The organism is Actinosynnema pretiosum (genome assembly GCF_002354875.1).
GTDB classification, from domain to species: Bacteria; Actinomycetota; Actinomycetes; order Mycobacteriales; family Pseudonocardiaceae; genus Actinosynnema; species Actinosynnema auranticum.
The window spans coordinates 261,704-282,057 of sequence record NZ_CP023445.1 but is presented as its reverse complement, the minus strand read 5'-3'; the positions used below and the strand labels follow the sequence as shown (position 1 = coordinate 282,057).

Sequence of the window (20,354 nt, the reverse complement as noted above, 5' to 3'; positions counted from 1 at the left end):
CCGCCCCGGCAACACGTCCGGGGCGGCCTCGTGGTCGTTGCCCCGGCCGTGGCCGGGGCACGACCGTCACCCGCGCCGCAGCACGCGGGACCACCCCGCCGACGGCGTCGCCGGGGCCTGCTGCGGCCGGTCGTCCAGCGCCGCGAGCTGCCGCAGCAGCGCCGCGCGGCGCTCGGCGCGCTCGACGTCGTGCGCCAGCTCGACGCGCGCACGGTCGGCCCGGTGCTCGTCGGCCACCGCCTGGCGCTCGTGCTCGGCACGGGCGCGGCCGGCCGCGAGCTTCACCGCCTCCTCCGCGTCGGCCGTGCTCGGCGTGCACCCGAGCTGCGGCACGACGTTGCGCCGGGCGACCAGGTCCAGCAGCACCGCCGGCGTGATCCGGATCGGCTGGCCGTGCTCGCGGCCCGTCAGCGTCCCGTCGTCGGCGATCATGAGCGGCGACACCCAGGACGCGAGCAGGCTCGCGAGCTGTCGCGCCAGCGGCACCGCCGACGGCGTCCCCGCTTCGCGGAGCACCCCGGCGCGAATCGCGGTGTCCAGCAGTTCGGGACGGGACAGCGAGCCGCCCTCTCCGGCCCGGCTCGACCAGCTCGCGGTGGTCACGCGGCCACCTCCGGGCCGTTCGCGGTGTCGAGGGCGGGCGCGCCCGCGAGGATCGCGGCGACCCGCGCCCGGGTCTCCGGGGACAGCGGCGGCGCGGCGTCCACGGTGGCCGTCACGTACGACACCAACCGCGCCTCGCGGTAGGCGGCGCGGGCCTGCTCGGTGATCTCGTGGTCGCGGCCGTGCAGCTTCACGGCGCGGGCCAGGTTGGCGCGGGCTTCGATGACAGGGTCGGACACGGGTTGCTCCCGGACATGCCAAAGGACGTCCGAGACGGAAGCTCACGCACCCGCGATGCGGGGCGGCTTCCCGGAGGACCGGGGCGCGCGGCACTTGTGGTGAGGCGGCGTCCGCGCCGACCGCCTTGGGTCTAGGGCTAAGGCTATCCGCGGTGACCCACGACGGCGTGAAGCCGCTCCGGGCGGTGCGCCATGTCGAACAGGTCCAACCGCCCGCCCCCGGCCAGCTCCCAGCGGTCCAGCAGCGCCGTCAACGCGTCCACGGGCAGCGTCACGGACCCCCGCCGGTCCCCCGTCGCCGAGCACGTGGGACAGCGTCCGCGCCACACCGCGCCGCCGGGCCGCTGGAACACGCGCGAGTGCCCGCCGCCGGGCAACACGTCCTCCGGGTGCTGCGCGTCCGGCAGGGTCGGCCCGTCGGCCAGCGCCCCGCAGTGCTCACCCGTCCACGCGCCGTCCAGCAACTCGAACAGCTCGATGCGGCGCGGCCGGCGGCCGGTCCGCCCGCACGTGCACACCAGCGGCACCTCTCCCCAGCCGCTCACCGGGCGTCGTCCTTCCAGTCCCAGCCCAGCGAGTTCTCGTCGAAGTACGAGCCGTCCGCGCGGCGGCCCGGTGCCTGCCTCCGGACGGTGACCGTGACCACCGCGTCGAGGATCGACCGACGGCGTCCGAGGTCGAGGCCGTCGGACCGGTCGGGCAACGTGCCGAACCACACCCGCGCCACGTCGGGTGCGCCGACGACCCCGGCCAGCGGGTCCACGCGCACCGCGCCCGCAAGCGCCTTGTCCAGCTCGTCCAAGCGCGTCTTCAGGCGTTCGTTGCGGCGAGCCCAGCGGGCGCGGCTGATGGTGCCCGCGTCCAGGTCGTCGTCCAGGGCGTCGAGCTGGTGGCGCACCGCCTGGATCTCGGTGTTCAGCGCGGCCACGTCCACCGCGTCCGTGCGACGCCGCAACAGGTCCACCGCGTCCGGCCGCGACAGCCGCTCGACCAGGACGCGCTCCACCACCTCGTCCACGGCCGTGGCGCGACGGCTCACGTGCGGGCCGGTGATCTGCCGGTCCCGCGACGAGCACCGGTAGGCGGGTGCGCGCGAGCCCCCGGCGACGCTGGCCCGGAGCGTGGGCAGCTCGCACACGCCGCACAGGTACAGACCGGAGCCGAGCCACTTGACCGCGTTGTTCGCGCCGTTCGTGCGTCGGGCCGGGTCGGTGAGAACGGCCACCAACGCGCGCCACGTCGGCTCCGGGAGGATCGCCGGCCACCGGGCCGTGACGCCCTCCAGGACCTCGCCCCGGTAGACGACCAGGCCCGCGTTGCGGGGACGCAACAGCACGTCGCGGAACGCGATGGTGGACCACTCGGCTTTGTGGAACGTGGTCTGCACGCCGCGCGCGTTCAAGTCGCGCACGACGCTCCGCAAGGAGCCGCCGGCCAGGATCACCTCCGCCGCGCGGGTGATCTCGGCGGCCTCCGCCGGGTTCAGGGACTCCCCGTCCGGCCCGTACCCGAACGGCCTCGCGCCGCCCTGCCAACGGCCCTCCTGGGCCGCCTCCAGGCGGGCACGCCGGACGCGGTCCGCTTTGTGCTCGCTCTCCTGCGCGGCCCACGCCGCTTGGGTGATCGCCGAAGCCCGGCCCGTCGGGGTCGTCAGGTCGAGCTGACCCGCCCGGCACGTGTGGGTGTCGACGCCGCCCGCGTTGCTCGTGGTGATGTAGTCGAGGAGTTCCCGGACGTTGCGGTGCAGCCGGTCCGTGTGCCAGGCGAGCACGCCGCCGATCTCGCCGTCGCGCATCGCGGCGAGCAAGGCCCGGTAGCCGGGTCTCGGCTTTCCCGAGTACGCCGAGATGTCGTTGTCGGTGAAGACATGCACGACGTCCCAACCCAGCCGGGCGGCCAACTCGCGGCAGTCCGCCACCTGGCGGTCGACGCCGAGGTGCGCACCCTCGCGGTCTTCACTGATCCGCGCGTAGATCGCGCAACGGGTTGTGCTCATGCCAGAAGGGTGTCATAGAGTGGGTCTCGTCTTGCCCGAGCCCGTCCCGCCCACCACCAGAAACGCGGTGCGGGAGCGGACCAGGGCGCGCAGGGCCTCGGCCACCTCGGCGCTGAACGCGCCCCTGGCCCGCAGCTCCGCCAGGTCGTGCGTCGCCGGGCGCAGGACGCGCAGGGACAGGCAGGTGTTCCGGGTGATCGGCGGCAGCACGGCGTGCAGGCGGACCCCGCCGGGCAACCAGCCGTCCACGTGCGGCACCGCCTCGTCCAAGCGCCTGCCCGCCGCCACGGCCAGCCGCTGGGCGAGCCTGCGGACCGCCCGCTCGTCGGGGAAGACCACGTCGGTGCGGCGCAGACCGTCCTCGCCGTCGACCCACACCTGGTCCGGGGCGGTGACCAGCACGTCCGTCGTTCCGGGCGCGCGCAGCAGCGGTTCGAGGAGGCCCGCGCCCGCGAACTCGCGGCCCAGCTCGGACATCGCGCGCAGGACCTCCTCGTCGCCGAGCACCCCGCCCGCCTCGCCCCGCACCGCCGCCGCGACCGCCGACGGGGTGAGCTCGGCGCGGCCCTCGGCGAGCCTGCGCCGGACCCGCTCCACCAGATCAGCGCCCACGACGGCCTCCCCGGTCGCGAAGCGCGGGCGGAAAAACCACCCGTTCGAGGAATCCGCGCACCGAACGTGGAATCCAACCGGTGAAGAAATTCGGGTGCGTCACCGTGAGCGCGGCGCATTCACCCGTTTCGGGAAGCCCGCTCATCACCGCTCCAGCGCGGCGACAAACCCCGGAATGGCGTGACGGGCCAACGGTGGGACAACGCCGACCGGGGTCTCGCCGGACCGGCGACGTGGCCGGGTGGCAGCGGTGCAGGACCTCCACCCGGATGAACACCGGATTCACCCGGTCGAGAGCGTGATCAGCCCGCACGGAGCACCTCCAGGACCGTGCTCGCCGCCTTCGCGAGCGGGCCTCGGGTCGACGTCGGGAAGCGGCCCCGGTCCAGGGCCGAGGCCAGTTGGCGCTGACCGCGCATCCGGGTCAGCAGCGGCACGCCCACTGCGGCGGCCACCTCCTGGGCGCTCAGCCCGCCGGAGGCCCGCACCCGCACGAGCGCTCGGGTGCGGGCGCCCCGCTCGGCCAGCCTGCGGGCCACACCCCTGGCCGCCGCGCAGGCCCGCACCTCGGCGGGCACCACCAGCACGGCCAGGTCGGCGCGGTCCAGGGCCGCGTCCGCCGCCGGGGTCCGCTGGCGGGGCAGGTCGCACACCACCACCTGCCCCGACCTGCGGCCCGCCTCGACCACGGACGCCACCGCGCCCGCGCCCGGCCCCTCGCCGTCCCGGCCGCAGGACAGCACCCGCACCCCGCCGCACGCGGGCAGCACCTGGCGCAGCGCGGCGGCCGGGACCCGGCCGGACAGGTCGAGGTCGGACCAGCGCATCCCCGCGGTGGTCTCGGCGCCCAGCGCGAGGTCGAGGCCGCCGCCCAGCGGGTCGCAGTCGACCAGCAGCGACGGACCGCCCGAGGCGGCGACGGCCCTGGCCACGGCCGCCGCGAGCACCGACGCGCCCGCACCGCCCCGGCCGCCGAGCACGGCCAGCACCCGCCCGGCCTCCGGCGCCACCTCGGTCGCGTCGCGCAGCAGCGCCACCAGCCCGGCGTCCGCCGACACCGCCCGCTCCACGCCCAGCTCGACCGCCCTGGGCCAGGTCAGCTCGCCCGGCGGACCGGTCGACACCAGCAGGACCCCCGGTCTGCGCGGCAGCCCAGCCGCAGCGCACGCCACCACCGCGCGCTCGTCCAGCAGCACCACCGGCGCGTCGTGCCACCGGCCGCGCAGGGCGGTCACGTCCACCACCCGCTCCAGCTCGCACTCGGCGACGGCCGCCAGCCGCAGCACCTCGTCCAGCAGTTCCGCCCCGTCCACCAGGACCACCGATCGCCCCACGTCCCGCTCCCCGCTCTCGTCGAAGCCCACGTGGAGAACGGTCGTCCCCGGTGAGCGAGGACACAACGGGCGCATGATCAACATGTGGACAACCGGACGGCCTGTGGACAACTCGCCCCGCTCAGGTGCGGGAGAAGCCGCCGGGGTGTACCGCGACGTGGGCGCGCGAGCGCGCGCGGCGGAAGGCCGGGGAAGCGCGGGAGAACCGGGAGGAGATCAGGTTCGCGGAGGCGGTCACCTGACCCCGGACATGGGACGACCCCCGCCAGGGGGGAGGGACGGGGGTCGTCATTGGTTCAGTCCCGGGGGGTCGGACTGAACCTGTCCGGTCGAGCCGGACCGCTCTACTGTATCCCCACAGACGTCAGTCATGCGTGTCTTCCGAGAGAGGGACGCAGAAATTTCGGGAGACCGCACCACACTCGGTTCGTAAAACGCCGAACAGCGGCCTCCATTCGGCGGCGGGCGACCACCCCTAAGCTGGCCCCCGTGACCGATCCAGCCGCCGAGGGCACCCGAGTCGCCGCGTTCTTCGACCTGGACAAGACCGTCATCGCCAAGTCGAGCACCCTCGCGTTCAGCAGGCCCTTCTTCCAGGAGGGCTTGATCAACCGCCGGGCGGTGCTCAAGAGCGCCTACGCGCAGTTCGTCTTCATGCTCGCGGGCGCCGACGACGACCAGATGGACCGGATGCGCTCCCACATCACCGCGCTCTGCTCCGGCTGGGACGTGGAGCAGGTCCGCTCGATCGTGGAGGAGACGCTGCACGACATCGTCGACCCGCTCGTCTACAAGGAGGCGACGCAGCTCATCTCCGACCACAAGGCGCAGGGGCACGACGTGGTCGTGGTGTCCGCGTCCGGCGAGGAGCTGGTGTCCCCGATCGCCCAGATGGTCGGCGCCGACCTGAGCGTGGGCACCCGGATGGTGACGTCCTCCGGCCGGTACTCCGGCGAGGTGGACTTCTACTGCGCGGGCGAGAACAAGGCCGTCATGGTCAAGCAGCTCGCCGCGGAGCGCGGCTACGACCTGGAGCGCTGCCACGCCTACTCGGACTCGGTGAGCGACCTGCCGCTGCTGGAGGCGGTCGGGCACCCGACGGCGGTCAACCCGGACCGGGGGCTGCGCAAGGCCGCGACCCAGCGCGGGTGGCCGGTGCTGGCGTTCACGGACCCGGTGTCGCTGCGGGCGCGCATCCCCCGGCCGTCCGGCGCGGCGGTGGCGGTGACCGCGATCGGGCTGGGCGCGACGGTCGCCGCGGGCGCCGCCTGGTACGGGCTGCGCAGGCGGCGGCGGAGCTGATCCGCACTACCCCGCGGCGGCGGCGAAGTCGACCGGACACGCTCCGCGACGGGAGCGGTGCACCCCATCGAGCCCTTGATGTGACGGCCGACACGCACTAGAAAGGAAGTGCGGACCTCGGGTCGGCCAGGGGCGGGGCGGAAGAGAAGCCCTGCTCACCCCGGCGGAGCTCCGTGCGCGGACTTCGAGCACCCACGCGCAGCACGCCGCGGGAGGCTTGTCGTCTAGGGCCTGCGTACCGGGACGCCGGACGCCGAGGACCAGGGTGATACGACACGAGTTGCACGCTTGGTAACTCGACAGCCCGCGCCGTTGAGCGGGACCCCGTGCTGGAGCACGGGGTCCCGCTTTTTTGCGCGTCGGGGACAGTTCGGTGGAGGGTCTTGCGGAGGGCACCACGGGGGGGGGCACTGCGGATGGCCCAGCACGAAGTTCACCCGAACGTGGCGACCCCAGGGGGCTCCCGAACAACCGGTCCGCCGCCGGACGATGGTCACGCAACGCCATTCGTTGACCCACCTCCGTGACGTGGGTAACTTCCGGGACAGGTGACCAGGACGTGGGAGATTTCCGAAGTGGGGAGGCCACCGTGCACCGCCTCAGCCGCACCCTCCTGACCGCGGCCGTGGTCGCGTCGTCGACCGCAGCCCTCCCGAGCGCGCACGCCGCGCGACCCGAGCCGCCCGCGCCGCAGTCGGTGACCTCGCTGGTGCGCGGCATGTCGCTGGAGGAGAAGGTCGGCCAGCTGTTCGTCACCTACGTGCACGGGCAGTCCGCCGACGAGGTCCACCCCGGCAACCTGCGGGACTTCGGCGTCGACACCCCGGCCCAGGTGGTGGCCAGGTACCGCCCCGGCGGCGTCATCTACTTCAACAACTCCAGCTACGACAACATCGACACGCCCGCGCAGATCGCCGCGCTGTCCAACGGCCTGCAGCAGGCCTCGCGCGTCCCGCTGACCATCTCCACCGACCAGGAGATGGGCATCGTGACCAGGATCGGGCCGCCGCTGACCCAGTTCCCCGGCAGCATGGCGCTGGGCGCGGGCCGGGACGAACGGGCGGCCGAGCGGGCGGCGTCGGTGACCGCGCGCGAGCTGCGGGCGCTGGGCATCACGCAGAACTTCGCGCCGGACGCGGACGTGAACTCCAACCCGGCGAACCCGGTGATCGGGGTGCGGTCGTTCTCCTCGGACCCGGACCTGGCGGCCACGATGGTGGCGGCGCAGGTGCGCGGCTACCAGCAGCGGCACCTGTCGCGGTCGGCGGTGTCGGCGGCGGCCAAGCACTTCCCCGGCCACGGCGACACGGCCGACGACAGCCACACCAGCCTGCCGACCGTGGACCGCACGGTGGAGCAGTGGCGCGAGGTGGACGCGAAGCCGTTCCGGGCGGCGATCGCGGCGGGCGTCGACTCGATCATGACCGCGCACATCCGGATGCCCGCGATCGACCCGTCGGGGGAGCCCGCGACGCTGTCCAAGCCGGTGGTGACCGGGCTGCTGCGCGAGGAGCTGGGCTACGACGGCGTGGTGATCACCGACTCGCTGGCGATGGCGGGCGTGCGACAGCTGCACACCGACGCGGAGATCCCGGTGCTGGCGCTCAAGGCCGGGGTCGACCAGCTGCTGATGCCGGTGAAGCTGGGCGAGGCGATCGACGCCGTGGTGGCGGCGGTGCGCGCGGGCGAGCTGTCGGAACGGCGGATCGACCAGAGCGTGCTGCGGGTGCTGCGGATGAAGTTCCTGCGCGGCGCGCTGCCGGTGTTGCCGGTGCCGCCGAACCCGGTGGTGGGCACGCCGGACCGGCTCGCGCAGGCGCAGGAGGTCGCGGACCGGGCGGTGACGGTGGTGCGGGACGACGCGGGCGTGGTGCGGGCCGGGCGGCTGCCGGGGTCGGTGCTGGTGACGGGCTGGGGCGAGGCGACGACGGCGGCGCTGGCCGAGCGGCTCCGGGCGCGCGGGGCGACGACCCAGGTCGTGGTGACCGGGTCGGCGCCGAACGAGCAGCAGATCGCCGGGGCGGTGTCCTCGGCGGGCGGGGTGGGCGCGGTGGTGGTGCTGACCAACGCGCTGTCCAGGCAGCCCGCGCAGCGCGCGCTGGTGGACCGGCTCGTGGCGAGCGGGAAACCGGTGGTGGCGGTGGCGGTGCAGAACCCGTACGACGTGGGGCACTCGAACGCGCAGGCGTGGCTCGCGACCTACTCGTACGGGGCGGTGGCGATGGAGTCGGTGGCGCGGGTGCTGAGCGGGGAGGTCCGGCCAGGCGGGCGGCTCCCGGTGGACGTGCCGGAGCCGGTGGCTTACCCGTTAGGGCACGGGTTGAGCTGGTGAGCGGGCTGACGGGACCGGTGGCCGGAGACCGGTAGCGCGGGCTAGCGGGACCGGTGACCGGTAGCGCGGGCTGCGGGCTGGCAGGACTGGTCATCGGCGGTCGGTGACGCGGGTGAGCGGGCTGGCAGGACCGGCGAGCGGCGGCCGGTAGCGCGGGCTGGCAGGACCGGCGAGCGGAGACCGGTAGCGCGGGCTGGCGGGACCGGCGAGCGGAGACCGGTGGTACTGGTGAACAGGCTGGTGCGGTCGGTAGTCGGGGACTGGCGCTGGCGTTGGCGAGTGGGCTGGTGGGGCCGGTGATCGGAGGCCGGTGGTGGTGGTGGTGGTGAACGGGTTGGTGGGGTTGGTGAGCGGGGTCCGGGCGGTGAGCTGAGGGGGACTCGTGGAGCGGAGGCGCTTCCTGGCCGCCGGGGCGGTTGGGGTGGGCACGGCGGTGTTCGGCGGGGCCGCGTCGAGTGGGGCGGGTGCGGAACCGGGTGGCGTGGAGTTCGGCCGTGCGGGGTCGGGTGGTCTGGCTCAGGGCGGTCTGGCTCGGGGTGGTCTGGCTCAGGGGGGTGCGGGGGCGGAGGACGGCGGTCAGGGCGGCGGCGGTCAGGGCGGTGGTGAGCAGAGCGGGGTGGTGCGGACCGGGGCGGAGCAGTGGGCCGCGCTGGGGTGGCGGGAGTTGGCTGGGCAGCGGGTTGGGGTGTTGACCAATCCGACCGGTGTGCTGGTCGACCAGACGCACGTCGTGGACTCGATGGTCGCGGCGGGTGTGCCGCCGGTGGCCGTGTTCGGGCCCGAGCACGGGTTTCGGGGCACGGCTCAGGCCGGTGGTTCCGAGGGCGACTACCTGGATCCGCGCACGGGCATCCCGGTGTACGACGCGTACGGCGCGGACGCCGCGAAGCTCGCCGGGCTGCTCACCAAGGCGGGGGTCGAGCACGTGGTGTTCGACATCGCCGACATCGGCGCCCGGTTCTACACCTACATCTGGTCCATGTACGCGGCGATGCAGGCGGCGGCCCGCGTCGGCGCGCGGTTCACCGTGCTCGACCGGCCCAACCCGGTGGGCGGTGAGGCGCACGGGCCGCAGCTCGACCCCGCTTACGCGACCGGGGTGGGGCGCAAGCCGATCGTGCAGCAGCACGGGATGACGGTGGGCGAGCTGGCCGGGTTCTTCAACGCCGAGTTCCTGCCCTCGGACGGTGGCGCGGTGGCGGACCTGCGGGTGGTCGAGGTTCGGGGGTGGCGCCGGTCGCGGTTGGACACCGGGCTGCCGTGGGTGCCGCCGAGCCCGAACGTGCCGACCCGCGACACCGCGCTCGTCTACCCCGGAACCTGCCTGTTCGAGGGGCTGGTCTTCTCGGAGGGGCGGGGCACGACCCGGCCGTTCGAGACGATCGGCGCGCCGGGGCTGGACTGGCGCTGGGCCGAGGACCTGAACGCGCGCGGCCTGCCGGGGGTGCGGTTCCGGGAGGCGCACTTCACGCCGTGGTTCGGCAAGTTCGCGAACACCGCGTGCTCCGGGGTCGCGCTGCAGGTCACCGATCCGGGCGGGTTCGACGCGATCCGCACCGCCGTGGAGATGATCGTGGTGGCCCGCTCCCGCTACCCGGCCGTCTTCGCCTGGCGGCCGGACAACTGGATCGACAAGCTGAGCGGCTCGGACCGGTTGCGCCGCATGGTCGGCGCGGGCGCGGGCGCCGACGAGGTCGTGGACGCCTGGTCGGACGAGCTGTCCACGTTCCGCACGAGGCGCCGCCGCCACCTGCGCTACCGGTAGAGGGGACCCGCGATGCGCCTGCCCACCCACCCGGCAACGGCCGCACCACACCCGACCGCACGGCTGAGCAACACCAACACCAGCAACAACAACGCCACCGACGCCGACGCCGACGCCGACGCCGACAGTGCCAACGCCAACGCTAACAGTGCCAGTGCCAACACAGCCAAGGTGAACGCCAGCGGTGCCAATACGGCCAGTACCAGCACGGCCAATGCCAACAGCGCCAGTGCCAGTACCAGCACGGCCAATGCCAACAGCGCCAGCGCCAGTACCGCCACTGGCACTACCACCGGCACTACCAACACCAACACCACCGGCAGCGGCAGCGGCAGCGGCAGCGGCAGCGCTGTACTGCGCCTGCCTGGCCGGCTGGGCGCGGTGGTGGTGTGGTGGCGCGGCTTGCGGGGCGAGGGCGCGTCGCGGCGGTTCGGGCCGTTGGGCACGTTCGGGGTGCGGTTGCCTGCCCTGCTGGCCACGACCGCGTTGCTGTTGGGCACCCTGGCGCCGGTGAGCGCCGAGACTGTTCCGCGTGCCCGGTTCGACCAGCCGCGGGCGGGGTTCGCGCCTGCGGGGACGGTGTTGCGGGCTGGGGCTCCTGAGCTCGTCGGGGTGGATCCGGTTCCTGTCGGGCGGGCGTTGGGAGTGGTGCGGGGGTTCACCGGTGGGGCGGCTCCGCTGTTCCCCGGTGCGGTCACGCTGATGGCGCACGACGGAGTGGTCGTCGGGCACGAAGCCGTCGGGTGGGCGGTCAGGCACGCGGACGGGGGCAGCGAACTGCCCGTGGACGAGCGGGTTCCCGCGGCGCTGGACACGATCTTCGACTTGGCCTCGATCTCGAAGCTGTTCACCTCGATCGTGGTGGTGCGGCAGGCGGAACTGGGGCGGGTCGGGATCGAGCGGCCGGTTGCCGAGTACCTGCCGGAGTTCGCCGCGGCGGGCAAGGGGGCCATCACGGTTCGGCAGCTGCTCACGCACACCTCCGGGCTGGCCGCGTGGTTGCCGCTGTGGTCGGGGTGGCCGGATCGGGACTCGCGGATCAAGGCGGTCATGGACGTCGCGCCCACCAGCGCGCCTGGCGCGAACTACCTGTACTCGGACCTGAACCTCATCACGCTGGGCGTGCTGGTGGAGCGGGTGTCCGGGATGCCGTTGGACGCCTTGGTGCGCGAGACGATCACCGAGCCGCTGGGGCTGGTCGACACCGGTTACAACCCGCCGCCGGAGAAGCTCGACCGGATCGCCGCCACCGAGTTCCAGGCCTCCCCGCCGCGCGGGGTCGTCCGGGGCTCGGTGCACGACGAGAACGCCTGGTCGCTGGGCGGCGTCGCCGGGCACGCGGGCGTGTTCTCCACGGCCCGCGAGCTGGCCGTGCTCGGCCAGGCGATCCTGAACGGCGGGGCTTACGGGGGCAGGCGCATCCTCAGCGAGGAGTCGGTCACCGGGATGCTCACCAACCTGACGCCCGAGTTCCCCGGCAACGCGCACGGCCTCGGGTTCGAGCTGGACACCCGCTGGTACATGGGCGCCCTGTCCGCCCCGCGCACGGCGGGCCACACCGGGTTCACCGGCACCACGATGGTGCTGGACCCGGCGTCCCGGTCGATCGCGCTGCTGCTCACCAACCGGGTGCACCCGAGCCGCGACCGCGGCTCGATCAACCCGGCCCGCCGGGCCGTGGCGTCCGGGCTGGCCGAGGCGCTCGCGGTCGGCCCGGTGCGCGGGCGGTCGGCGTGGCGCGGCGACCCCGGCGGGACGCTGACCACCAAGGCCCTGCCCGACGGGCCGAAGGTGCTGCGGTTCAGCGCGTTCACCGACCTGGACGCGGGCGAGTCGGTCGCCGTGCAGGAGTTCGACGGCTCGGGCTGGCGGGACCTGCGGGTGCTCACCGGCGCCGGGACGCGCGCGTGGGAGCGGGTCGAGCTGCCGATGACCGGCACGGCCGCGCGGTGGGTGCGCTCGGGGGTCGGCGCGAACGGCGCGCGGGGCGGGTACGTGGACGCGATCGAGGTGGTCGCGGGCCGCCGGGTGCTGCTGGACGGCGAGCGCGGAACGGGCGAGGTGACGGCCTCCGGGTGGCGCCCCGTGGACCGTTAGTAACGGAAACGGCTTCCCTCCGACAAAGGGGGGGTGAACGGCTCTTATCGATCAGGGCGGTTACCCGCAACTTGCGTTGACCGCCCGTGATGCGGTTAGTAAGTTTCCCACGTGTCCACCGAGAACACCGACGCCAGTCCACTCGTGAAGATCCGCTCCCTGCTCCCCGGCCTGGCCAGGGCGGAGCAGCGGGTGGCCAAGGTCGTGCTCGACAACCCGGCGACCGTGGCGCACCGCAGCATCACCGAGGTGGCCGAGTCCGCGGGCACCAGCGAGACCACCGTGACGCGGTTCTGCAAGGCGATCGGCGTCGGCGGCTACCCGGAGCTGCGGATCGCGCTGGCCGCCGACACCGCGCGCACCGCCGCCCGCACCGACCGGGACCTCGGCGGCGACATCGGCCCCGGCGACGACCTGCGGCAGGTGGTCGGCAAGGTCGCGTTCGCCGACGCCCGCGCCGTGGAGGAGACCGCCGAGCAGCTGAACGTCGACACCCTGCAGGCCGTGGTGGACGCGGTGGCGCGTGCGGGCCGGGTCGACGTCTACGGCTTCGGCGCGAGCGCGTTCGTCGCCTTCGACCTCCAGCAGAAGCTGCACCGCATCGGCCGCACCTGCTTCGCCTGGAACGACACGCACATCGCGCTCACCTCGGCCGCCGTGCTGACCGGCGCGGACGTGGCCGTGGGCATCTCGCACACCGGCTCCACCACCGAGACGGTCGAGGCGCTGCGGGTGGCGCGCGAGCGCGGCGCGACCACGGTGGCGCTGACGAACTTCCCGCGCTCCCCCATCAGCGAGGTCGCCGACCACGTGCTGACCACGGCGGCCCGCGAGACCACGTTCCGCTCGGGCGCGATGGCCAGCCGCATCGCGCAGCTGACCGTGGTCGACTGCCTGTTCATCGGGGTCGCGCAGCACCACGTGGAGAGCGCGACGAGCGCGCTGGAGGCGACCTACGACGCGGTCGCGGGACACCGGCTGGGCGCCCGCCCGGACGGCAGGAGGCGGCGGGAGGCCGGGAGATGACCGCGCGGAGCGACGTGGTGCGGGTGGAGTCCCCGACCGAGGCGCGCAACCCGCGCACCGGGGAGATCGACCGGATGTCCACGCTCGACGTCCTGCGGATGATCAACTCCGAGGACCGGGGCGTCCCGGACGCGGTCGCCGCCGTGCTGCCCGAGCTGGCCCGCGCGGCCGACCTCGCGGTGGCCGCGCTGCTCGGCGGCGGCCGGGTGCACTACGTGGGCGCGGGCACGTCCGGCAGGCTCGCCACGCTGGACGCGGCCGAGCTGCCGCCCACGTTCAACACCCCGCCGGACTGGTTCGTCGCCCACCACGCGGGCGGCGCGGAGGCGCTGGTGCGGGCCGTGGAGAACGCCGAGGACCAGGCCGCCACCGGCGCCGAGCGCATCCGCGCGCACGCCGAACCGGGCGACCTCGTGCTCGGGGTGACCGCGTCCGGCCGCACCCCGTTCGTGCTCGGCGCGCTGGCCGCCGCCCACGAGCTGGGCGCCCGCACCGCGCTGGTGTCGAACAACCCGAGCGCGCCGCCCGCCCCGGTGGACGTGCTGATCACCGTGGACACCGGCCCGGAGGCGATCGCGGGCTCGACCAGGATGAAGGCGGGCAGCTCGCAGAAGCTGGTGCTGACCGCGTTCTCCACGGCCGTGATGGTGCGGATGGGCCGCACCTACTCGAACCTGATGGTGTCGGTGCGGGCCACGAACGCGAAGCTGCGCGGCCGGACCGTGCGCATCCTGAGCGAGGCGACCGGTCTGGACGAGCGGGAGTGCACCGACGCGCTCACGGAGGCGGGCGACGACCTCAAGGTCGCGCTGGTGCACCTGCTGTCCGGTTCTCCCGCGCCGGACGCGGCCGAGGCGCTGACCGCGACCGGCGGGCACGTGCGGCAGGCGCTCACCCGGCTGTCAGCGGGCGCCACGGGATAGGCGTCGACAGCACCATCGCGCTGGACGTCTCGCCGTGCCCGCCCAGGCGCACGAGCAGCCGCTCCAGCTCGCTGACCGAGGTCGTGACGACCTTGACCACCGAGCAGATGTCCCCGGTCAGCCGCACCACCTCCACCACCTCTGGGCAGTCGTCGAGCAGCTCGGGGTGCACGGTGATGCACCGGGGCCCGTAGCACTTCATCCGCACCAGGGCGATCACCGAGCGGCCGACCGCCGTGGGGTCGACCACCGCGCGGTAGCCGGTGATCACGCCCGCGTTCTCCAGCCTGCGCACCCGCTGCGCCACCGTGGGCGGGGACACGCCGACCTTGCGGGCCAGCTCGTTGTAGGACAGCCGGGCATCGGCCTGGAGGGCTTCGACCAGCGCCCAGTCGACCGCGTCGAGGTCCGTTCTCACGAACGACAAGCTAGCGCGCCGAACGCTTTCCGAACCTGAGAAGAAACCCGGCAGGGGCTGGCCGACGCCCATTCCGGTGAGCGGAAAGCCGCTCCATCATTGACGCATGGAACAGGTGTGCCCGGTCGCCCCGAAGCTGGACTTCGGCGGGACCACGCCGTACGAGGACTACGTGCGCGCCTCCGTCCTGCACACGTTGCAGCGGCAGGCGTCCGACGACCCGCGCGAGATGTCGTTCCTGGTGACGACCCAGGTGATGGAGCTGTACTTCGGCCTGCTGTGCTTCGAGTGGCGGCAGGCGCAGAAGGAGCTGCGGGCGGACGACGTGACCGCGGCGGTGCGCACGCTGCGCCGCAGCGAGCTGCACATGCAGGCGCTGAACGCGGCGTGGCGGCCGATCGCCCGGATGACGCCGGGCGAGTTCAACTCGTTCCGGGACGCCCTCGGCGAGGGCTCGGGCTTCCAGTCCGGCCGCTACCGCGAGGTGGAGTTCCTGCTGGGCGAGAAGTCCCGGTCGATGCTGGTGCCGCACCGCTCGGCGCCCGCGCAGCACGACGCGCTGGAGGCGCTGCTGAGCGAGCCGAGCCTGTACGACGACGTGCTCGCGGCGCTGCACCGGCGGGGGCTGGACGTGCCGGACGAGCTGCTCAAGCGCGACTTCGCCGAGGCGTACGCGCCGGACGAGCGGGTGGAGGCGGTGTGGGCGCACGTCTACCGGGAGGGCCCGAGGGACCTGCTGGAGCTGGGCGAGGCGCTGACCGACGTGGCCGAGGAGTTCTCCCGCTGGCGGCACGACCACCTGCTCGCGACACGGCGCTCGATGGGGTCCAAGGTGGGCACCGGCGGGTCGGCGGGCGTGGCGTGGCTGGAGAAGCGCGTGCGCCGGGCCGTGTTCCCGGAGCTGTGGACCGCGAGGAGCTACGTGTGACCGACCCGCTCGCCCACGTCAGGGAGCTGTTCGACCTGGCCGACGACGTGGTGTACCTGGACGGCAACTCGCTGGGCGCGCCGCCGAAGGCCGTGGCCGAGCGGCTGGACGACGTGGTCCGCAGGCAGTGGGGCCGCAGGCTGATCCGCTCCTGGTCCGAGGGCTGGTGGGAGGCCCCGCAGCGGATCGGCGACCGGATCGGGCGGCTCGTGGGGGCCGCGCCGGGGCAGGTCGTGGTGGGCGACTCGACCAGCGTGAACCTGTTCAAGGCGCTGGTGGGCGCGGTGCGGGGCACCGACCGGGCCGAGATCGTGGTGGACGCGGGCACGTTCCCGACCGACGGCTACATCGCCGCGTCGGCGGCCGAGCTGACCGGGCTGTCACTGCGCCCGGCCGACCCGGACGACCTGCGGCTGGACGAGCGCACGGCGGTGGTGCTGCTCAACCACGTCGACTACCGGACCGGGCGGCTGCTGGACATGGCCGCGCTGACCGAGCGGGCGCACGAGGTGGGCGCGAAGGTCGTCTGGGACCTGTGCCACAGCGTCGGCGTGCTGCCGATCGAGCTGGACGCGCTGGGCGTGGACCTGGCGGTGGGCTGCACCTACAAGTTCCTCAACGGCGGCCCCGGCTCCCCCGCGTTCCTGTACGTGCCGAGCGCGGCGCAGCCGGGGTTCCGGCAGCCGCTGACCGGCTGGACCGGGCACCGGGAGCCGTTCGCGATGGCCGCCGAGTACACCCCGGACGCCGGGATCGCGCGGGCGCGGGCGGGCACGCCGGACATCCTGTCGATGCTGGCGCTGGACGCCGCGCTGGACGTGTGGGACGGGGTGGAGCTGGCGGACGTGCGGGCCAGGGGGCTGGCGCTGACGGCGCGGTTCATGGAGCTGGTGCGGGACCTGCCGGGCGTCGAGGTGATCACGCCCGCCGACGAGGGGCGCGGCCACCAGGTGTCGCTGCGGCACCCGGAGGCGGCGCGGCTGATGGCCGAGCTGATCGCGGGCGGGGTGATCGGCGACCACCGGCCGCCGGACGTGCTGCGGTTCGGCTTCGCGCCGCTGTACAACACGTTCGAGGAGGCGGAGCGGGCGGCGAAGGCGCTGGCAGAGCTGCTCTGAGGAGCTAGGCCGCGGCGTCCGCGATGCTCTGGGCCTCGCGGGCGCCCGCTTCCAGCGCGGCGCAGCTGAAGGTGATCCACCGGGCGACGCCATCGGGCTCGCCGGTGGAGAACCCGTGCAGGGCCGCGTCGTACTCGGAGCGCCTGCGCAGGCACCACACCTCGGGCACGCCGAGGCCCTTCGGGTCGAGCCCGGTCGCGATGGAGGCCAGCCGGGACGCCGCGCGGGCGACCACGCCGTTGGCGGTGTCGAACGGGGTCAGGGCCATCAGCTCGCCGTGCACCACGGCCACCACGAGCGGGCCGGGGGCGGACGTGCCGCCGGTGACCAGGCCCGCCAGCAGGTCGAGCCGCTCGGCGACGCCGGGCACCAGCCGGGGCCTGCCCAGCTCGGTCCCCAGGTCGGCGGCGGCGAGGACGTGCAGCTTGGCCAGCGCCTGGAGCGGGGCGCGCTGCCAGGTCGGGAAGACCACGCCCAGCGACTCGGCGACGCGCAGCGCGCCCGCGAGCACGGGGTCGGTGACCTCGCCGTCCTCGGGGATCGTGGTGGGGCCGCCGTCGAGCGCGGCGGACGCCCTGGCCGCGCGCACCGAGGCCTCGGCCGCCGTGGTGGCCCAGCCGCGCAGGTTGACGCGGTGCCGGTGCACCCGGAACACGGCGTCGCGGGCGGAGGCGACCGCGTCGGCGACGCCGGGCAGGTCCAGCAGCGGTGCGAGCGGATCGGTCACGCGGGGTACGGTACCCGCCGGTAAGTGGCCTCCCGGACTTTCTCCCGCAGTGGTTGTTCTGGAAGTCCACATGTCGACTTAACGTCACGGCATGACCTGGTTCGACCGCCCCGTGCTCAGCGATCCCCACGTCCGGCTGGAGCCGCTGACCCCGGACCACGCCCCCGGACTGCTCAAGGCGGGCGCGGACCCCGGCGTGTGGACCTGGCTGAGCAGCCGCCAGCCGACCGACCTGCCCGCGATGGCGGCGTTCGTGGACCGGGCGCTGGCCGACCCGGACCGGGCGCCGTGGGCGCAGGTCGACCCGGCCACCGGCGAGGTCGTGGGCACCACCTCGTACTACGAGGTCGACCCCGCGCACCGGAACCTGTGCATCGGCCACACCTGGATCGGCGCGCCCTGGCAGCGCACCCCGCTGAACACGGCCGCGAAGCTGCTCCTGCTCACCCGCGCGTTCGACGAGCTGGGCGCGCTGCGGGTGGGCTGGCACACCGACGTCCGCAACGAGCGCTCGCAGCGGGCCATCGCCCGGCTCGGCGCGACCCGCGAGGGGGTGCTGCGGGCGCACCGGATCAGGCCGGACGGCACCGTCCGGGACACGGTGGTGTTCTCGGTGACGGCCCCGGAGTGGCCCGGCGTGCGTGACCGGCTCGTGGCACGACTGGCCGAGTGATCGACCACCACCGGGTGTGAGCGGGGTCACCCGCCCTTACCGCTGGTCGCAATTGAGGTGTCATTCGGCGGATTAGCGGTGGTCCGTGACGTGGGACACGGGTTACACAGTTACCCATGTGTTTCACAGCCGCCGTATTGGTCTGAACCATGTCGGGGTGCTGTGAGCGGGACCGCCACCGCGGGCGCCCACCACGGCCAAGGATTCAGGAGGTCTGCCCGACATGACCAAGCCGAACGAGAACGGCCCGACCCTGGACAACCTGCTGACCGAGAGCCGCACGTTCCCCCCGTCAGAGGAGTTCGCCGCGCAGGCGAACGCGACCCAGGCGCTGTACGACTCGGCCGCCGCCGACCGCGAGGCCTTCTGGGCCGAGCAGGCCGACCGGCTGACCTGGGAGCGGAAGTGGGACCGGGTCCTCGACTGGTCCGACGCCCCGTTCGCCAAGTGGTTCGTCGGCGGCAGGCTCAACGTCGCCTACAACTGCGTCGACCGGCACGTCGAGTCCGGCCACGGCGAGCAGGTCGCCATCCACTGGGAGGGCGAGCCCGGCGACAGCCGGACCATCACCTACGCCGACCTCAAGCGCGACGTCTCCAAGGCCGCCAACGCGCTGGCCTCGCTCGGCGTCGGCGCCGAGGACCGGGTCGCCATCTACATGCCGATGGTCCCCGAGGCGATCGTCGCCATGCTGGCCTGCGCCCGCATCGGCGCGCTGCACAGCGTCGTGTTCGGCGGCTTCTCGGCCGAGGCGCTGCGCACCCGCGTCGAGGACTCGCAGGCCAAGCTGGTGATCACCACCGACGGCCAGTACCGGCGCGGCAACCCGGCCCCGCTCAAGCCCGCCGTGGACGAGGCCGTGTCGAAGGCCGCGAGCGTCGAGCACGTGCTGGTGGTGCGGCGCACCGGCGGCGAGGTGGCCTGGACCGAGGGCCGCGACCTGTGGTGGCACGAGCTGGTGGACGGCCAGTCCGAGGAGCACGCCCCCGAGGCGTTCGACTCCGAGCACCCGCTGTTCATCCTCTACACCTCGGGCACCACCGGGAACCCCAAGGGCATCCTGCACACCTCCGGCGGCTACCTCACGCAGACCGCCTACACGCACCACAACGTGTTCGACCTCAAGCCGGACAGCGACGTCTACTGGTGCACCGCCGACATCGGCTGGGTGACCGGGCACAGCTACATCGTGTACGGCCCGCTGGCCAACCGGGTCACCCAGGTCGTCTACGAGGGCACCCCGAACACCCCGCACGAGGGCCGCCACTGGGAGATCGTGCAGAAGTACGGCGTCTCGATCTACTACACCGCGCCGACGCTGATCCGCACGTTCATGAAGTGGGGCGCGGAGATCCCGGCCAAGCACGACCTGTCGTCGCTGCGGGTGCTCGGCAGCGTCGGCGAGCCGATCAACCCCGAGGCGTGGATCTGGTACCGGGAGAACATCGGCGCGGGCAAGGCGCCGATCGTGGACACCTGGTGGCAGACCGAGACCGGCGCGATCATGATCTCGCCGCTGCCCGGCGTGGTCTCCACCAAGCCCGGTTCGGCGCAGCGCCCGCTGCCCGGCGTCGGCGCGAAGGTCGTGGACGACCAGGGCGTCGAGGTCGGCCCCGGCGGTGGCGGCTACCTGGTGCTGGACCAGCCGTGGCCGTCGATGCTGCGCGGCATCTGGGGCGACGACGCGCGCTACCGCGACACCTACTGGTCGCGGTTCGCCGAGGAGGGCTTCTACTTCGCGGGCGACGGCGCGAAGTACGACGCGGACGGCGACATCTGGCTGCTGGGCCGGGTGGACGACGTGATGAACGTGTCCGGGCACCGGATCTCCACCACCGAGGTGGAGTCCGCGCTGGTGTCGCACCCGACCGTGGCGGAGGCGGCGGTGGTCGGGGCGACCGATCCGACGACCGGGCAGGGCATCGTGGCGTTCGTGATCCTGCGCGGCGGGGTCGCCGAGGGCTCGGACGGGGCCGAGGCGATCAAGGCGCTGCGCGACCACGTGGCCAAGGAGATCGGGCCGATCGCGAAGCCCCGGCAGATCATGGTCGTGCCGGAGCTGCCGAAGACCCGCTCGGGCAAGATCATGCGCCGCCTGCTGCGCGACGTGGCGGAGAACCGCCAGGTCGGCGACGTGACGACGCTGGCCGACTCGTCCGTGATGGACCTGATCTCCTCCGGCCTGAAGAAGGGCTCCGGGGAGGACTGAGCACGCGGCTGAGCGGTCCCGGCGGGCGTTCCACCACTTGGTGGAGCGCCCG

18 protein-coding genes and 1 pseudogene are annotated in these 20,354 nt (G+C 73.7%); 10 read left to right on the top strand and 9 right to left on the bottom strand.

Annotation, left to right across the window (positions count from 1 at the left end):
* Positions 1-66 precede the first annotated feature (66 nt).
* The 6 genes and pseudogenes from CNX65_RS01325 to ssd all read right to left on the bottom strand — a co-directional run bounded on the left by CNX65_RS01325 (position 67) and on the right by ssd (position 4,814).
* The gene (locus CNX65_RS01325; RefSeq protein WP_096491129.1) at positions 67-603 is read right to left on the bottom strand and encodes a hypothetical protein; all 537 of its coding nucleotides are present in this window, start codon (positions 601-603) and stop codon (positions 67-69) included.
* The gene (locus CNX65_RS01320) at positions 600-842 is read right to left on the bottom strand and encodes a hypothetical protein (protein ID WP_096491128.1); all 243 of its coding nucleotides are present in this window, start codon (positions 840-842) and stop codon (positions 600-602) included. Before CNX65_RS01320 ends, CNX65_RS01325 begins: the two co-directional genes overlap by 4 nt.
* 143 nt (positions 843-985) lie before the next feature.
* Positions 986-1,387: a hypothetical protein gene (locus tag CNX65_RS01315; RefSeq protein ID WP_096491127.1), complete on the bottom strand. Its 402-nt coding sequence runs from the start codon at positions 1,385-1,387 to the stop codon at positions 986-988.
* Positions 1,384-2,838: a recombinase family protein gene (locus CNX65_RS01310; protein ID WP_096491126.1), complete on the bottom strand. Its 1,455-nt coding sequence runs from the start codon at positions 2,836-2,838 to the stop codon at positions 1,384-1,386. Before CNX65_RS01310 ends, CNX65_RS01315 begins: the two co-directional genes overlap by 4 nt.
* 27 nt (positions 2,839-2,865) lie before the next feature.
* Positions 2,866-3,450: pseudogene (locus CNX65_RS01305) on the bottom strand (ATPase, T2SS/T4P/T4SS family); the annotation flags it as partial.
* Positions 3,451-3,752: 302 nt separating this feature from the next.
* Positions 3,753-4,814 (bottom strand): septum site-determining protein Ssd, encoded by a 1,062-nt coding sequence (ssd, locus tag CNX65_RS01300; RefSeq protein WP_232519659.1) that lies wholly within the window; start codon positions 4,812-4,814, stop codon positions 3,753-3,755.
* Positions 4,815-5,273: 459 nt separating this feature from the next.
* Between ssd and CNX65_RS01295 the strand changes: the two genes are divergently transcribed.
* The 3 genes from CNX65_RS01295 (at position 5,274) to CNX65_RS01285 (ending at position 10,183) form a co-directional block, all read left to right on the top strand.
* Complete coding sequence (locus tag CNX65_RS01295) at positions 5,274-6,086, top strand: HAD-IB family hydrolase (protein ID WP_096491124.1); 813 nt, start codon at positions 5,274-5,276, stop codon at positions 6,084-6,086.
* A gap of 589 nt (positions 6,087-6,675) precedes the next feature.
* Entirely contained in the window at positions 6,676-8,418 is a 1,743-nt protein-coding gene (locus tag CNX65_RS01290) for a glycoside hydrolase family 3 protein (RefSeq protein ID WP_096491123.1), read from the top strand.
* A gap of 541 nt (positions 8,419-8,959) precedes the next feature.
* Positions 8,960-10,183 carry an exo-beta-N-acetylmuramidase NamZ family protein gene (locus CNX65_RS01285; protein WP_373565520.1) on the top strand — a complete coding sequence of 408 codons (1,224 nt, stop codon included), beginning with the start codon at positions 8,960-8,962 and terminating at the stop codon, positions 10,181-10,183.
* Here CNX65_RS01285 and CNX65_RS36610 read toward each other — a convergent pair.
* Positions 10,174-10,683, bottom strand: a complete 510-nt coding sequence (locus tag CNX65_RS36610) for a hypothetical protein (protein ID WP_232520243.1) — start codon at positions 10,681-10,683, stop codon at positions 10,174-10,176. The two genes, CNX65_RS01285 and CNX65_RS36610, sit on opposite strands and share 10 nt — an antisense overlap.
* Between CNX65_RS36610 and CNX65_RS01280 the strand changes: the two genes are divergently transcribed.
* The 3 genes from CNX65_RS01280 (at position 10,637) to CNX65_RS01270 (ending at position 14,229) form a co-directional block, all read left to right on the top strand.
* Entirely contained in the window at positions 10,637-12,280 is a 1,644-nt protein-coding gene (locus CNX65_RS01280) for a serine hydrolase domain-containing protein (protein WP_309142025.1), read from the top strand. The genes CNX65_RS36610 and CNX65_RS01280 overlap by 47 nt on opposite strands.
* Before the next feature lie 111 nt (positions 12,281-12,391).
* Positions 12,392-13,306 (top strand): MurR/RpiR family transcriptional regulator, encoded by a 915-nt coding sequence (locus CNX65_RS01275; RefSeq protein ID WP_012782901.1) that lies wholly within the window; start codon positions 12,392-12,394, stop codon positions 13,304-13,306.
* On the top strand, positions 13,303-14,229 hold the full coding sequence (locus CNX65_RS01270) for an N-acetylmuramic acid 6-phosphate etherase (protein WP_096491120.1): 927 nt from the start codon (positions 13,303-13,305) through the stop codon (positions 14,227-14,229). Before CNX65_RS01275 ends, CNX65_RS01270 begins: the two co-directional genes overlap by 4 nt.
* Here CNX65_RS01270 and CNX65_RS01265 read toward each other — a convergent pair.
* Positions 14,198-14,719, bottom strand: a complete 522-nt coding sequence (locus tag CNX65_RS01265; protein ID WP_444861175.1) for an Lrp/AsnC family transcriptional regulator — start codon at positions 14,717-14,719, stop codon at positions 14,198-14,200. The two genes, CNX65_RS01270 and CNX65_RS01265, sit on opposite strands and share 32 nt — an antisense overlap.
* 34 nt (positions 14,720-14,753) lie before the next feature.
* Here CNX65_RS01265 and CNX65_RS01260 point away from each other — a divergent pair, with 34 nt between their 5' ends.
* Both CNX65_RS01260 and kynU read left to right on the top strand, forming a co-directional pair.
* A complete protein-coding gene (locus tag CNX65_RS01260) occupies positions 14,754-15,575 on the top strand; it encodes a tryptophan 2,3-dioxygenase (protein ID WP_012782898.1) in 822 nt (273 codons plus the stop codon).
* Positions 15,572-16,693 (top strand): kynureninase, encoded by a 1,122-nt coding sequence (gene kynU, locus CNX65_RS01255; protein WP_096491119.1) that lies wholly within the window; start codon positions 15,572-15,574, stop codon positions 16,691-16,693. Before CNX65_RS01260 ends, kynU begins: the two co-directional genes overlap by 4 nt.
* A 4-nt stretch (positions 16,694-16,697) precedes the next feature.
* Here the strand turns inward: kynU and CNX65_RS01250 are convergent, their stop codons facing one another.
* On the bottom strand, positions 16,698-17,420 hold the full coding sequence (locus tag CNX65_RS01250; RefSeq protein ID WP_096491118.1) for a Fic family protein: 723 nt from the start codon (positions 17,418-17,420) through the stop codon (positions 16,698-16,700).
* A 91-nt stretch (positions 17,421-17,511) separates the two neighbouring features.
* Between CNX65_RS01250 and CNX65_RS01245 the strand changes: the two genes are divergently transcribed.
* Positions 17,512-18,093 (top strand): GNAT family N-acetyltransferase, encoded by a 582-nt coding sequence (locus CNX65_RS01245; RefSeq protein ID WP_096491117.1) that lies wholly within the window; start codon positions 17,512-17,514, stop codon positions 18,091-18,093.
* Positions 18,094-18,316: 223 nt separating this feature from the next.
* Entirely contained in the window at positions 18,317-20,302 is a 1,986-nt protein-coding gene (gene acs, locus CNX65_RS01240; RefSeq protein ID WP_096491116.1) for an acetate--CoA ligase, read from the top strand.
* The last annotated feature ends 52 nt before the right edge of the window (positions 20,303-20,354 follow it).